The 15,236-nt window shown below is 44.1% G+C and carries 12 protein-coding genes; 10 read left to right on the top strand and 2 right to left on the bottom strand.

The window, feature by feature from the left end; all coding sequences use genetic code 11:
- Nucleotides 1–64: 64 nt before the first annotated feature.
- The 7 genes from ACFRAM_RS01065 (at nt 65) to ACFRAM_RS01035 (ending at nt 9,347) form a co-directional block, all read left to right on the top strand.
- Nucleotides 65–2,344 (top strand): type IA DNA topoisomerase, encoded by a 2,280-nt coding sequence (locus ACFRAM_RS01065; protein WP_379464151.1) that lies wholly within the window; start codon nt 65–67, stop codon nt 2,342–2,344.
- 197 nt (nt 2,345–2,541) lie between these two features.
- Nucleotides 2,542–3,162 carry a TetR/AcrR family transcriptional regulator gene (locus tag ACFRAM_RS01060; protein ID WP_379464149.1) on the top strand — a complete coding sequence of 207 codons (621 nt, stop codon included), beginning with the start codon at nt 2,542–2,544 and terminating at the stop codon, nt 3,160–3,162.
- A gap of 4 nt (nt 3,163–3,166) precedes the next feature.
- Nucleotides 3,167–3,514 carry a DUF4260 domain-containing protein gene (locus ACFRAM_RS01055; RefSeq protein ID WP_379464147.1) on the top strand — a complete coding sequence of 116 codons (348 nt, stop codon included), beginning with the start codon at nt 3,167–3,169 and terminating at the stop codon, nt 3,512–3,514.
- A 245-nt stretch (nt 3,515–3,759) separates the two neighbouring features.
- Nucleotides 3,760–4,740, top strand: a complete 981-nt coding sequence (locus tag ACFRAM_RS01050) for a hypothetical protein (RefSeq protein ID WP_379464145.1) — start codon at nt 3,760–3,762, stop codon at nt 4,738–4,740.
- A 1,098-nt stretch (nt 4,741–5,838) separates the two neighbouring features.
- Complete coding sequence (gene pyrH, locus ACFRAM_RS01045; protein ID WP_379464143.1) at nt 5,839–6,576, top strand: UMP kinase; 738 nt, start codon at nt 5,839–5,841, stop codon at nt 6,574–6,576.
- Between the two features lie 422 nt (nt 6,577–6,998).
- Nucleotides 6,999–8,036, top strand: a complete 1,038-nt coding sequence (locus ACFRAM_RS01040) for a sugar phosphate nucleotidyltransferase (protein ID WP_379464140.1) — start codon at nt 6,999–7,001, stop codon at nt 8,034–8,036.
- A 120-nt stretch (nt 8,037–8,156) separates the two neighbouring features.
- On the top strand, nt 8,157–9,347 hold the full coding sequence (locus ACFRAM_RS01035; RefSeq protein ID WP_379464138.1) for a glycosyltransferase family 8 protein: 1,191 nt from the start codon (nt 8,157–8,159) through the stop codon (nt 9,345–9,347).
- 212 nt (nt 9,348–9,559) lie between these two features.
- On the opposite strand, the gene ACFRAM_RS01030 is transcribed toward ACFRAM_RS01035, so the two are convergent.
- Complete coding sequence (locus ACFRAM_RS01030; protein ID WP_379464136.1) at nt 9,560–10,471, bottom strand: helix-turn-helix transcriptional regulator; 912 nt, start codon at nt 10,469–10,471, stop codon at nt 9,560–9,562.
- Nucleotides 10,472–10,570: 99 nt separating this feature from the next.
- On the opposite strand from ACFRAM_RS01030, the gene ACFRAM_RS01025 reads away from it, so the two are divergent.
- Nucleotides 10,571–11,512, top strand: coding sequence for an alpha/beta fold hydrolase (locus ACFRAM_RS01025; RefSeq protein WP_379464134.1), 942 nt, complete (start codon nt 10,571–10,573; stop codon nt 11,510–11,512).
- Entirely contained in the window at nt 11,500–12,087 is a 588-nt protein-coding gene (locus ACFRAM_RS01020; RefSeq protein WP_379464132.1) for a YdeI/OmpD-associated family protein, read from the top strand. Before ACFRAM_RS01025 ends, ACFRAM_RS01020 begins: the two co-directional genes overlap by 13 nt.
- Nucleotides 12,088–12,718: 631 nt before the next feature.
- Here ACFRAM_RS01020 and ACFRAM_RS01015 read toward each other — a convergent pair.
- On the bottom strand, nt 12,719–13,510 hold the full coding sequence (locus ACFRAM_RS01015; RefSeq protein WP_379464130.1) for an IS110 family transposase: 792 nt from the start codon (nt 13,508–13,510) through the stop codon (nt 12,719–12,721).
- 570 nt (nt 13,511–14,080) lie between these two features.
- Between ACFRAM_RS01015 and ACFRAM_RS01010 the strand changes: the two genes are divergently transcribed.
- On the top strand, nt 14,081–14,878 hold the full coding sequence (locus ACFRAM_RS01010; protein WP_379464128.1) for a class I SAM-dependent methyltransferase: 798 nt from the start codon (nt 14,081–14,083) through the stop codon (nt 14,876–14,878).
- The last annotated feature ends 358 nt before the right edge of the window (nt 14,879–15,236 follow it).

The following is a 15,236-nucleotide window of genomic DNA, read 5'->3' as shown; positions in this document are numbered from 1 at the left end:
TAGTGGTATAATAGACTACTGGACGTATTGTGGAGGAAACGAGAGACGTAAGGAGCGAATATTTTTGAAGACACTTATTATTGCGGAAAAACCGGATATGGGGCGGAATATCGCCGCCGCAATAGAACCGAAGGCCAAAAATCACCGTTCCTATCTAGAAGGGGAGCAGTACATTATTACCTGGGCGATCGGTCATTTGATCGGCTTGGCTGAACCCGATGCCTACGATGTTAAATACAAAAAATGGAACATTAATGATCTGCCGATTATTCCCGATGAATTCAAGCTGGTACCAAATGCCAGAACGATGGATCAGCTTAAGGTGATTGCGGAGCTGGCGAAACGGAGCAATCTGCTGGTGAACTCCTGCGATGCCGGGCGGGAAGGGCAGCATATCTTTTCGCTCATTCAACGGCACTTGAAGCTTAAGCATCCCGTTAAGCGTCTATGGATTTCTGATTTGACGCCGGAAACGATCCGCAAGGGCTTTCAGGAGCTGAAGGACGGGGCCGAATACGAGAATCTGACCAAGGCGGCAAAAGCGCGCAGTGAAGCCGACTGGCTGATTGGCATGAACGGCTCCCGCGCATTTACGACGAAGCACAATGTGCTGTTGTCGGTGGGCAGAGTACAAACTCCCGTACTGGCGCTTATTTATGACCGGCAGAAGACCATTGAGGCCTTCTCATCGCTGAAGTTTTTTGAAGTGGAAGGGCATTTTACGCAGGGTGAGATGACGTATAAAGGTATGTGGCAGGGCGAGCGCATGACCGACGGGGCGAAGGCTGAGGCATTAGCCGCTAAGGTGAAGGGCAAGCCGGGACGGATTGCTTCCTACGAGGTCAAAGAGACCAAGGAGTATCCGAACAAGCTGTATGATTTGACGCTGCTGCAGCGGGAAGCGAACGGCAAGTACGCTTTTTCGGCCAAAAAAACGCTGGATGTCGCGCAGGCGCTCTATGAAAAGCATAAAGTCATCTCGTATCCGCGGACGAACTCCAACTATGTGACCGAACAGAACATTCCCGAGATGCATAAGACCTTGTCTGCGCTGCAAGGCACGGCCTATGACGAATGGGTGAAGGGGGCTAACCGGAATCTGGTGCACAAAGGCAACAAATTCATTTGTAATCCGGCGAAGGTCGAGGACCACCATGCCATCCTGCCCACTAATCGCAAAGCTTCAGGACTCAGTGCGGATGAGCAGAAGCTGTACGATCTCATTGTGCGCCGATTCCTGTCACAGTTCTACCCAGCGGCGGAATATAAGGTACATACAGTCATTACAGAGGTAGAGAACGAGAAATTTAAGACCACGGTCAAGGAGCTACTGAGCCTGGGATGGAAGGTTATTTATGCCGACCAGAAGAAGGACAAGGCGAAGACTTCCAAAGGCAAAGGTAAGGACGAGGAAGAAGAGGAAGAGATTGAAGTGAATGAACCATTCTCAGTCGCTCCTTCCAATCCATTGACCTGCAGTGATGCCATCGTGAAAGAGAAGGACACGCAGCCGCCCAAGCACTACACGGAGGGAACATTGCTTAAAGCGATGGAGAGTGCCGGGAAGCAGATTGAGGATGAAGAACTGCGTGATGCGATGAAGGATTCGGGTCTGGGAACACCGGCCACACGGGCGGCTACGATTGAACGCTTGAAGAATGTCGGATACGTGGAAATGCAGGGCAAGAAAATTGCGATTACCCAAAAAGGCCGGACTGCGATCGAGCTGATCCGCGGTGCCGGTATTGAGCTGCTGACCTCGCCAGAGATGACCGGACAATGGGAACGTCGGTTGAATGAAATCTCACGTGGTACAGCGTCGGATAATCAGTTTATGGAGAATGTCAAGAAATTCGCCACGATGATCGTGACGAAGGTTAAGGTGCAATCTCGAGCCGACAAGACTTCTTTTGAAGGAGAGACACCCGCTGTAAGTGGCAAAAGCCGGAGCGGAGCCGCTCGGAAGACCGAGAGCAAGGCGGCGACACCGCGTAAGCGTAAGACGGAAGACGATGGCGGATCAAGTGGCAGCCGGACTAAAACTGCTCCTGCCAAGGCGTCCGCTGATACCGGGCCGAAGATCATCGGCCAATGCCCAAGTCCGGGCTGCGGCGGTATGATTTTTATGGGACGCAAAGGATACGGCTGCTCTCATTACAAGGAAGGCTGCAAGTTCGTGATCTGGAAAGAATGCTATGGACGCAGCCTGACGGACACTCAGGTCAAAGCTTTGATCGAAAAAGGCAAGACGGGTAAGCTAAAGCTGACCGCCGAAGATGGCTCTCCGCTGGAGGGCAAGCTGGTGTTGGCCAACAGTGCCACGGGGCAATTAGCTGTGGAATAAGCCCTCATTAAAACATATCAAGCATGTGGAATTTCACACCTGCGGCGACCTATAAACATGAGATAATCTTCCTCAGATTGATTTGAGGAGGATTTTTTCGTTGAATACACACAATCTATTGACTGTTCGAACAAACAGTTTTAAGATAAACGCATAACACTGACTGTTCAATCAAACAGTATTGGAGTGAGAGAGTAATGACTAAAACACAACCGTCCAACCAGGACGAACGAAGAAGTGCCATCATGCAAGCAGCTTTCACATTATTCGGGCAGGTGGGCTACACGAAAGCGACGATGAAAGACATAGCGGCCAAGGCGGGAGTGGCTCAAGGACTGATCGGGTACCATTTCAGCACCAAAGAAACGCTGCTGGTCGAAGTGGTCAGGGAGTGGATGATCAATCAAGGAATGAAGGCGGCCTTCGCGAAGTTGGATTTGCACCTATCTCCAGCGGAGCTTCTTCAGCAAGGGTTGCGCCATGTGGTTGAATTTCGAAAAGAAAACCCGGAGTGGTTCACATTATTGATCAGCCTTTGGACGGAAAGCGTGAACAACGAGAAGCTCGCCAAAGAGCTACTGGAACTATACAAGGAAATGAAGGCGGGGATTATAGAGATCATCGATCGCATGGAGCTGCAGCTGGACCAGAGCGAAAAGGAGACTTTTGCAGCACTGATCCAGGCTGTTTTCGACGGGTTGATGCTTCAAGCTCCTGTACCGCTGTCTCCGGAGCCGCTCTCCTACGAGCAGGTGTCACAGGGAATCGGATGGATGCTTGACGGAATTCGTTCTGCAGCACAGGAGAAGGGAGAATAAAACCATGACTAAGAAATTGATTAGAATCGAAGGACTGGTCGTTCTGGTCCTAGGCACCTATTTGTACTTTTCCAACGGATACAACTGGGCCGTCTTCCTGCTGCTATTAATGCTGCCCGACCTGTCCATGATCGGATATGTGGTCAGCAATAAGACTGGAGCGTATGTGTATAATTTTGCCCATACGTTCGTTACGCCTTTGCTGTTGCTGCTGCTTGGACTGGCTTTCTCGGTCGATTTTCTCATGATGATCGGCTTCATCTGGATGGTTCATATCGGGATGGACCGAATGATGGGCTTTGGATTGAAATATGAAACGGATTTTAAAGACACACATATCCAAAGACTATAACATTCGCTTAAATTGAAGATTTCAAAATCAGGACGCCGGTTACTTCGGTGTTCTTTTTTGTCTAAACAACACATCTTAAAAGAGCTTTATATTTAAACATAGTGAAAAGACTCCTTTCTCAAGGAGTCAAGTTTTCGAATCAAAGTTATGACTATAAGAAGAACTATGTACGAGGAAATCTCGCATTAGTTGGAGAATACCTAATTGTGGATTTTCAAATGAACATGAAAGGATGATCCTTGTTTATGAACGACAACAAGCTCATCTGGTCAGTCAAAGCGAAAATGATGTTCGTACACCCGTTGCTGCTTGCCCTGATCGTTACATTTGTGGCTGGGATCCTTGCAGCCTGCAGCAATTCCTCCGTGGTCAAAACAGCAAGTAAGTCTGCGCAGCAGACCAAAGAAACGGCTATGGTGACGCAAGAATCCGGCAGCATTTATCTATATGGTGAAGCACATGGCGAAGCCAAGATTATAGACAAGGAATTTGAATTGTGGTCCGAATACTACCATAACGAGGGCATGAGACACTTGTTCGTCGAGTTGCCTTATTTTACCGCCGAATATTTGAATCTATGGATGCAGTCGGACAATGTCGATATTCTGGATGAGATTTATGATGATTGGGAGGGAACAGCTAGTCACAATCCATATACCAAGGCGTTCTACAAAAAAATAAAAAGCGAGTGTCCTGAGACGATTTTCCACGGCACAGATATCGGGCATCAATATAATACTACCGGAAGCCGCTTCTTATCTTATCTTGTGGCAAACGATCTGACAGGGACGGAAGAGTATACTTTAACAATAGAAGCGATACAGCAAGGCCGTTTTTATTACAGCAAAGATGACAACGTATATCGAGAAAACAAGATGACCGAAAACTTTATCCGTGAATTTGGAAAGCTGGGCAGCGAGAGCGTCATGGGCATTTACGGCTCAGCACATACCGGGCTTGATGAAATGGATTATACCCAATCTATTCCTTGTATGGCCAACCAATTACAGGAGCATTATGGCGACAACATTTATTCTGAGGATCTAAGGTGGATTGCTAAAAATATTAAGCCATCCAGAGTAGATTACATCACCTTACAGGGCAAGGAGTACTTAGCATCGTATTTTGGGAAGCAGGATTTGAATGGGTTCAAGGATTATGCCGGTCTTTGTGATCAGCTGCACCAGGACAGATGGTTCAGTGGAAAGAGAATACTATCTGTCTAACGGCCAGATTTGGGAAGGCATGTATACAACACAACAATTCACAGCAGACTGACGATCAGTAATCTGAAGTCTAAAGGGAAGCTATCGTTGAACAAAGCGAAAACCAAGAAAGGATCATCCTAGAAAAGATGACCATAAAACATGCTGTTATAGATATAGCGGTGAACCGTATCATAAATAGTGGTAAAGCGGAGAGTGGTGGTTTTGGTTAACCTAAAAGAATGGAACATTACTGCATAAACTGTGTGTAATAATTTAACCTAACAAAAGGAGCGAACAGGTAATTGTCTGTTCGCTCCTTTTGTTGGGAAGTTCAGTTTCAAGTGAACTGATTAGATCCATGTAAGAGTTCAAGGACTAGATCACTGTCAGTGTTCGCCGCTTGTTATATCTGATTGTTGGAAAGTCTCAGAAAGCATTTCCTGTCTAGGTTCTTGGTGCTTTGTATTATCTTTGGTTATCCCAAAATATATGGCATTATTCGTCATTTGTTACTGCAAAGCTATCTTTTGAAGCTCTTTCTTCCCTAGCTTAAAAGATTTATGTTACAGATAGTGCGGATGTCATAAACCGTATAAAATATTATGAAACATTTCAATAGTTGAAATACATGTTTTGGCTCATGCTTTAGCCCAACAAAAACACCTTGTCAATTTGTATACTTTTTGACATGCTTAATAAAGGCGGAAGCGGGAAAGTATTGACTTCCAATAATAGTCCGTTACAGTTATGGAAGTAAGGTGTAGAACACACCAGAATGGCTTCTGGAGCGGTCTGGCGAGGTGTAGAAGGGTGGGTGGGGAGTTTACATCAATTTTGTGCTGGGCACTTTCAGAAATGGCGTTAGCACATCCATCGACCGACTGTGAATATAATTTAAAGCGATACGATAACAAGAAAATATGTATTTTACGGTAATTGCAATTTACCTTCACGTAATGTAAAATTACTTGATGGAAAAAACATGGAAGGAGTGGTAGTATGAGGTGGAAACGGAAGACTTACATTCAGTCGACTTGCGTAATTTCATATTTCCATTCCATTAGGACACTAAAGCATTTATTGCTTTAGTGTTTTTATTTTATGGGGGTGTAATAATTGTCAAGGTACAAAAGGGTTCTCGTTAAGCTAAGTGGTGGAGCAGTAGCAGGAAACTCTGAATTTGGTTTTGAGCCAGAAAGGTTAGACCATATTGCGGATGAAATTATGTCAGTAGTAAACTTAGGTATTGAAGTATCGTTAGTTATAGGTGGGGGTAACATTTTCAGAGGTAATATGGCGGAAAGCTGGGGGATAGAAAGGGCAGAAGCTGATAACATTGGGACGCTTGCGACTGTAGTAAATAGTTTAATGCTTCGTGGAGTTCTTAAAGCCAAGACCAAAAAGGAAGTACGAGTAATGACGGCAATACCTATTACTTCAGTTGCAGAACCATACATCCGTCTAAGAGCAATCCACCATCTAGAAAAAGGCTATATTGTAATTTTTGCAGGGGGAAACGGTCAACCTTACGTTACAACAGACTATCCTTCAGTACAAAGAGCCATCGAGGTTAATTGTGACGCTTTATTAGTTGCAAAGCAAGGTGTTGATGGTGTTCTTAATGCAGACCCTAAATTTGATAAAGATGCAAGGAAATTTCGTTCGCTTCATTACAACGACGTTTTAAAACACAACTTAAAGGTAATGGACCAATCAGCTTTCATTTTAGCAAGAGACTACAATCTGCCAATGCATGTGTTTAACTTCGATAAACCAGGTTCGATGAAAGAAATTTGTGAAGGTAAGAATAACGGTACGATAATTAGTGGCGAATCAGTTTTCGAGTTGGAATGAAATATGTTAGAAATACTACTGATATGTATATCTTGTGGTCAAACTGTACTTTGTGCTTAGATACATCACGGAGAACAGTATCATAAATAGGGGCAAGTTTTTTAAATAATGACTGTTAGCTCATAAGTAGACGAACCGATTTTCTTGTACGCAAACTTAAGTAGTAGATATGCATTTATTTATAGGGAGATTAAGAGGAATACATGATGTTAGAAAAAAAGTGACCCTCCTACGGGTCATTTGTATTTTAATCGAATGATCAGAAAAAGCGGATGACGAACATATGCCTTCCGGATCATAATTTAATAGGTTATTGCTGCTTAATATATACCCAAGCTCTCTCATAGCTTGTGCATAAAATATATAGAGCTCATTTGCATCAGTCTCGCAGTTTGCAAAGTTAATGAGTAGGGGGGACGTTTATGAAAGGACTAATCTTGTGCGCTGGCCGGGGGACGAGACTGCAGCCTTCGACTTATACCAAACCAAAGTGCATGCTGCCTGTTAACGGGGAGTATATTCTTGTCTCAATCATTAACGAACTTGTTGCGGCCGGAATTACCGATATCGGAATCGTAGTGAACCATTCGCAAGGAGGGATTCGGGAAATGATCGGGGATGGGGGGCAGTGGAACGCCTCTTTAACCTTTCTACTGCAAAAAGAAGCTAAGGGACTGGCCGATGCAGTCAAAAGCGCGCAGTCTTTTGTGGCGGATTCCCCTTTTTTATTGATGCTTGGCGATAATTTGTATGAGGGTGATTTAGAGCCATTGATTCGATCACTGGACGCAGATAAATCTGCGGCTTCAATACTGCTTCAGCGGGTCGAGGAACCCCGTCAGTTTGGTGTTGCCGTGATCAAAGATGGGCAAATTGTCAGTCTGGAAGAGAAACCCCGCTATCCCAAATCCAATTTGGCTATTGTCGGTGTGTATGCTTTGACTGCAGCCATCTGGCCGGCAATTGAGAGACTTACACCTTCTCCACGAGGGGAATACGAGCTAACAGATGCGATTCAAATGTTGGTTTCGGAAGGCCGGCATGTTGCGTACAGCGTAACGACTGCACCATTTTTTGATATCGGGACCCATGAGCGCTGGCTTGAAGCGAACCGCTACAAGATGGATCAAGATCCCAAGAACTTTGTGATGCCTTCCGGCATTAACTTCGTTCAGTGGATTCCTCCGGTTAGGGTTGATCCGACCGCCCGCGTAACGAACAGTGTAATTGGACCTCATGTGTATATTGGTCCGGATAGCGTCGTCGAAGATTGTATTCTGACCAATAGCATTTTGACGGATCAGGTGCGATTGTCCCATGTTCATGCGGAGGGAAGTGTTTTTGGATCACATGTTCATCTAGCTGAACAAGAAATTCAGGAGCAGCCGGCCCGTTATATCCTGGGAGATCGCGCAACGATTACAAGATACAATCCTGACTTGCCGAACGTTTCAAAATAAATCGGCTGCTTACTGGGGATTGGTCCAATCCAGTCACTGGGGTAAACATACACTTAAAGTAGTCAAATGCATTAGACGACTATGCAGAAGTATACTTTTAAGGGTAGGTGGTCCTTGAGAATGATTGAGCTGGTTTTGACGATCAACGATAAAGACGGGAGCTATACGGCGCATGCGGGTGTTGTTCTTGCATCGATTTTTTTCAATACCCAGCAAACGATCAATGTGCACATTGTGCATGACGATTCCTTAAGTGAAGAGAACAAGTTAAAGCTCACCCAGTTGGTGGATGTATTTCATCACAACATCTTTTTTTATCACGTTACAGTTTCTGGGGATATGATTGAAGTTGCAGCCGGCGTTCATAAAATTGAATATTGGACTATGGCCAGTATGTACCGTTTGTTGCTTCCGAATTTTATTCAGGCTGACAGGGTTATTTATCTGGACTGCGACATTTTGGTCAATATGGATATTAACGAATTGTGGAGCATCGACCTGGGAGAACACTATTTGGGCGCAGTGCTGGACCAGGGCGAAAACTTGCTTGAGTACTTTACCTCACTTGGGCTAAATGCGGAGCTGTATTTTAACTCAGGGGTCATTCTGTTTCAACTGAACAATATCCGCAATAAACAGAATTGGTATGGAGAAATGCTCAATTTCTTGCGTGATTTTCCAATGATGACCATGCCGGATCAGGATGTTCTGAATGCCGTTTATAGCTCTAACTATTTGCAAATGGATCAGCGCTTTAATACGTTCGCTCATAGCGAACTCGATTTAGATAATAAAATTGTTCATTTCGCCGGAGACAACAAATGGTGGGAGACAGACTCACCCGCAGCACCGCTATACAATAAATTCCTTGCCATGACTCCCTGGGGCAGAGATTTTACACCAGCGCCAGTTTCTGAGCCGGAGCAGGCCAACATCCCGTCTGAGCCGCCCGCTCCAGAAATTCAACCTGTAGAAACACAGCTTCCGGAAAACCCGGTCCCTGAAGTTGCAGCCCCGGCCCTTGAAGTGGCAGCCCCGGCCCCGGAGAATATTCCCGTAAAGCGGCGCAGACGGAAACGCCGCAGATCGTTACGGTTACGGATAATAAGTAGACTGAGAAAGAAAAGAATGATCCGTGCCAAATATCGTTCTATAAAGCGGATAAAACTGATCAAGCGTCTACATGTAAAGAAGAAAAAAGCACTGCAATTGAGAAAAAAGAAACTGCCGCTGGTCAGAAAAAAGAGCAAACATGTGATGAAAAAGGTACGTCCGAAAAAAAGCACATACCCTTTGAAGCGTACCTCATAAGGGTCTGTGAGAGCGATCCGCCCGGTGATCCGAGTGGATCGTTAGGGTTAGGGTGTTATACAAGTCTTTAATACACTATTGCTAAGAAGCTGAGTCAATGGCCCGCGAATTCGTTCCTCTGCAAAACTTGCCGCTTCAGCCAGCGCGGGGAACCTTACCATAAGTGACGGCGAAAAGTAGAGTTGAAGGTTGAAGCTTTAATGCTAAATCTATCAGGAATAGTTCTCCATCATTTGATATAAATAATTCCGAAAGTCTTCAACATAAGTTTTGGGCTCTACAACTATTAGATGAGTGCCGAAGCTTGCTAAAAGTTGAAATCCCATACGATTTTGTGGGACATAAATGGTTGCTAATAAAAATCCAGAACTATGGTCTTCAATACTTCTTCGACCATACCTTTCGATGATTTGATCTTTTATGCTAGGCGATATCCATGCCTTAATCGTGACGAATTTTGGTAGATAACTTGCTTCGTGTCCTTGCTCTGACCAATCGTCTCTAAGATGAAACGGGCGTTCATCCATAGTAATATGATCGATCCGAGATAACTTGAATGTTCGATATCCCTGTCGATGTAAACAGAATCCTTTCAAGTACCAACTCGATTCGCTAAAATGCAGCTCATAGGGCTCGACCATTCTATTCGTTACAGCCCCGTCCTTATCTGTATAATCAAACGAAACCAGCCTTTTCTTTAAAATGGATGTTTGACATGTCTTTAAGGTTTCAAGAATCTCGGACCGACCTTCCCATTCATAAAACGACAGTTGAATGGAACGATTTAGAGACAATGGACTAACCATTGCCTCTATTTTTTTAATCGTTCTTTCAACTTCTTCAGTACGGAGGATTTGTTCCAATCCGCCGAGCGCAGTTAATATATTCTGTAAATCGGAGCTGCTTAAAAGGCGTTTATCCACCTTGTATTCATCCATTATGCCGTACCCGCCTTTGACCCCATTGACAGAGTAGATCGGGATGTTCGATAAGCTCAATGTTTCCATATCGCGAAGGATCGTTCTTTTGGAGACATTGAATAGTTGTGAGAATTCCGTTGTAGAAACAACCTCTTTTTTCAGCAATATCATGATAATCGAAATGAGTCTCTCCACTTTGTCCATAATTGCCCTCTTTTTTTACATGATTTCAGAACGATGACACCTATATGTCACCTTTTATCCATTATACTACAAGTATCACAAGAAGGAGGTTTTAATTCAATGTTTAATCCAACCGATTTTCCCAAGCCCACCCTTATTTCAGCCAACGGTGTGGAACTCGAAGTGTTTGAAGCAGGCCGAGAAAACGCAGGAAAACCTATTGTACTCTGCCACGGCTGGCCAGAGCATGCCTTTTCTTGGCGCCATCAGATGGACGCACTTGCCGCAGCGGGCTACCATGTCATCGTCCCCAACCAGCGGGGTTACGGCAACTCATCCCGTCCGACCGAAGTAACAAACTATGACATTGAACACTTGTCGGGTGATCTCATCGCGCTTCTCGATCACTATGGATACGAGGACGCTACCTTTGTCGGTCATGACTGGGGTGCATTCGTCGTTTGGGGACTGACCTTGTTGCATCCAGACCGCGTCAATAAAGTGATAAATCTGAGCTTGCCTTACCAAGAGCGCGGAGAAAAGCCCTGGATCGAGTTCATGGAAGAAATACTTGGCGGCGATTTCTATTTCGTCCACTTCAATCGACAGCCAGGCGTCGCGGACGCCGTATTCGAAGACAATACATACAGGTTCCTTCGCAACCTGTACCGGAAGAACGAGCCTCTCAGAGCACCTGAGCCAGGTATGGCGTTGATCAATCTCGCCAGGGCAGAAACACCGCTCGGTGAGCCCGTAATGAGCGAAAGCGAGCTGGCCGTTTACGTCTCCGCTTTTGAAACATCAGGGTTCACGGGCAGCATAAATTGGTACAGGAACCTTGACCGCAACTGGCGCTTATTGGCGAAAGTGAACCCAATCATCCAGCAGCCGACCCTCATGATCTACGGCGACCGGGATGTGGTTGCGAAGTCTGAAAACCTGACAAAGTTCGTGCCCAATGTGGAAGTGGTCAATCTGGATTGCGGTCATTGGATCCAGGAAGAAAAGCCGGAAGAAACAAACCAAGCGATTTTGAGATGGCTGGAACAATGGGAGATGTAATTTTTTTCAACAACCAAGAAGAGTTTAACGATTGGTTAGAAGAACATCATGCTGAAGCTAGTGAAATTTGGGTGGGCTATTTTGGGATAAGTACAGGGCGTGCAAGCCTTACTTGGTCTGCATCAGTAGATGCCGCTCTTTGTTTTGGGTGGATTGACGGTATACGAAAAACCATTGATAAACAAAGCTATAAGATTCGCTTTACTCCGCGCAAAGTAAATAGTGTATGGAGTGCCGTGAACGTAAAAAAGGTAAAAGCACTAATACAGCTTGGAAAGATGAGACCAGAAGGAATGCATGTCTTTAACAACAGAACCGATGCACAAGGCTATTCCTCTGAACAAAGAAACGTGGAACTTGCCAAAGAATATGAAGAACAAATCAAGGCAAATCAATCAGCCTGGCTATTCTTCACTAATTTATCACCATCCTATAAAAGAGATTCTATCTGGTGGGTAATGAGCGCCAAGAAAGAAGAAACACGATTAAGAAGGCTTGGAATATTGATCGCTTCATCTGAAGAAGGGCAAAAATTTCAACATTGCAAAAAAATATTACAGAATAAGGAAATATAAATAACAAAAGAATCGTTAAAAGGATTTTTGGTACTACATAAATCTGGGTCTATTGTTTCCCTGATCTTTAGGAGAGAGGAGCTTCTGTATTTCTCAATCATTTAGGGTTTAATTCTCATCAAAAGTCAGAACGTTTTAAATGCGAGGCATAAATCAAATCGCTAAATGAAGAAGGGATGAAACAGCTCATCCAAAATCGCAACCCCCTTCATTTTTATGGTACAGCCGACCCTCATGATCTATGGTGACCAGGATACGGTCCAGAGGTCTGAAAACCTGACAAAGTTCGTGCCTAATGCGGAAGTGGTCAATCTGGATTGCGGTCATTGGATCCAGCAAGAAAAGCCGGAAGAAACAAACCAAGTGATTTTGAGATGGCTGGAAGAGCAGAATGATGCTGAATAGAGTCGCTTAGCAAGCAAAACTTAGAAAAACAATAAGGACACCCAAACAGGCAATGTCATTAAGTTAAGCTCAAAGGTAAGAACGGGAATAAAAATGGAATTCAAAACGGCATGGGAAAGCCCCGTGCCGTTTGTTTTTTACTTCACGCAAGGAAAAGGCGTATAACTAACAAAGCAGAAATACTGCAATAATTGAACAGGCGGAGAGAAAAGCATCGCTCTATGTTCTATTCCAATCCAGTAAGATGCTCTTGGTACTGAAGAATGAGGGTAATAAGGACTTTCAAATTGATTAAGTGGCTTGCATACATGGTTTGCTGAAATAGGTTTTGTTTTGCCGCATCTAGCGGCCGTTGCACCCGTTGGTTAATCCAGTCCTCTGAACGCCCCCGTTTTGAAGAAAGCAGTTCTTTCTTCTTAGATTTGAGTGTGTTTTCATCCGTCTGCAATACTGAATAGGAGGTTGGAAATTCACTTATAAACCGTAATGAAATACCGGAATACATAGCTCCAAAGACACCTTTGTATGCAGGGAAAACCTGATCTAAAACAGCTTGGAATTGTAGTTTAGTCTGTACACACATCTTTGAAAGAGATTCATATTGTCTTGTAAGATAGCGCAGATTGAGAAGTTGCACACCTCTTTTTTTATAAGGTTCAAATTCTTCTTTGTAGTACAGCTCTCCCAATAGGTAAGCGTCAGCAGCATCCGTCTTTACTTTACGAAGTTGAGACTTCCTAAGCCGATTTGAGGTGAACGGATTAATAACAATATAAATATAATGATGTTCCTCTAGGAACTGAACAACGGGACTTTGATAATGACAGGTTGCTTCTAGAATAAGCAAAGGACGTTGTTGAGATGCAAATTCAACTTCTGTTAAATCTTGAAGGAAATTTGCTAAACCATCTCGAGTGTGCTCGAAGTGGAATATCCCTTGGAATGGCTTTCCGCGCTCTAGAAAGGCTTGTCCATGGCTTTCTTCTTTAGAAATATCTAGACCGATAACTGGATTCATTTCATCTCCCCTTGTAAGTGTAGATTCACCGGCATCCCCTAAGGTTGATCTTCTTGTCGCTCCATAGCATCGCTTGTTATACGGGATCTTACGTCCCAACCAGCCTCAATCATGGTCATGACAAGTAGGGGTGAACATTATAGCTCTCGGGATCAAGTCCCACGGGCAGGTACGTTCGACCAGGCTACTTTAATCCTCTATGCAAATGAAAAAAGGATCAACCAGAAAGAACTGGTTGATCTCATAATACGAACGGGCAGTAGAGTTGAAGATCAAACGCGATGAACCGTATCATAAGTAGGGGCAAGTTTTTTGGGGTGAAACGCCAGAAGCCTGTTAGAGCCTGTTGGGCGGGGAGGATAGTTATAAAGAATTTTTACATTGATAGTGAATTTTTTTTCAGTTATAGTCATGGAGAAACACAGGTTTTATTACTTTTTGTTGTTTTCCCGCTTACTATTAAATGTTGAAAGGATGATATCAGATGATTAATACAACAGAATTGTCCGCCCGCATAATTTCTTGGAGGGTGACTATACTTTAACCCTCCTTAAAATTGGAGGTAAATCTGTGAAAAGAGATTTTATCGCAAAACATTGGTATGCCAGTATGTATGAAAAGTTCGAAAACCAAACACATGACGTCGATTTTCTATTAAGAGTACTTACAGAGCAAACAGGCAACCAACCACAAAATATACTTGAAGTTGCCTGCGGCGGTGGTAGGATCTGTGTCCCTCTAGCAAAGGCGAATCATTTCGTTACAGGCTTTGATGTCGATGAACATATGCTCCTGAGCTGTTATCGCCGGATGTTAGGTTTAACAAATATACGCTGTTACCAAGCTGATGCAGCAATTTCCGTATGGGGCGTTGGTTTTGATCTTGTAGTCATGGCAGGTAATATCTTGATTAATATTGAAAGCGAGATTGATTACAAAGAGGCACAAAAGACTCTTATTAAAAATGCTGCTGCGGCGCTTCGCACGGGTGGACATCTTTATATGGATTTTGACCTGCATAATAATCCAACGGCCCGGTTCAATAGGTTGAAAGAGAGCAGCTATTTCAAAGGGACAGACGAATTGGGCACGACTGGTCGAACCGTTAGTTATGGGAGCGTGTATGACCCCATAACCCAAATTTGTACCGGAACTGGTCACTGGGAGCTCACCACAAATAGCGGTGAGCAAATCAATATACCCAAGTGTTGGTATAAGCACATTCCTACGCAAATGCAAGTTTACGATTGGCTATCAGATGCAGGGTTTACCATAGAGCGCACCTATCAAAATTATACGGCTGAACCGATTCCGGAGCCGATCGTTGAAGCTAGAAATCGCGCTATTATATGGGCAAGAAAGTTATAATTTTACATGTAGGTATGAAGTAATAGTTGAATAAAGCAAGATACAAAGAATAGGCCATCCGATAGAGGATGGCCTTAAAACTTGCCGTTACAGACATCGCGATGAACCTTATCATAAGTAGTGGCAAGTTTTCTTGGGAGATCTTGCAAGAGTCTGTGTTGGCATTATATCGACTTTAGGAGTAGGATGGGGCACGCTCCGATAGAAACGATGCGCAAACAGGCTTCTGCGGGCTTATTTGTGCTACATAACGATGTTTTGGTATACCGAAATGGATTTGCTTAATGTTGCTTTGGAAAAGCGGCTTCTGTATTTAAGTCGAGCTTCCTACTAAATTTGCCTATGTTACAAAAATGTT

Source organism: Paenibacillus sp. NPDC056722, from assembly GCF_042790635.1.
GTDB classification, from domain to species: Bacteria; Bacillota; Bacilli; order Paenibacillales; family Paenibacillaceae; genus Paenibacillus_AQ; species Paenibacillus_AQ agri.
Note: the sequence above shows the minus strand (reverse complement) of the source record. Positions and strands in the feature narration are given on the sequence as shown.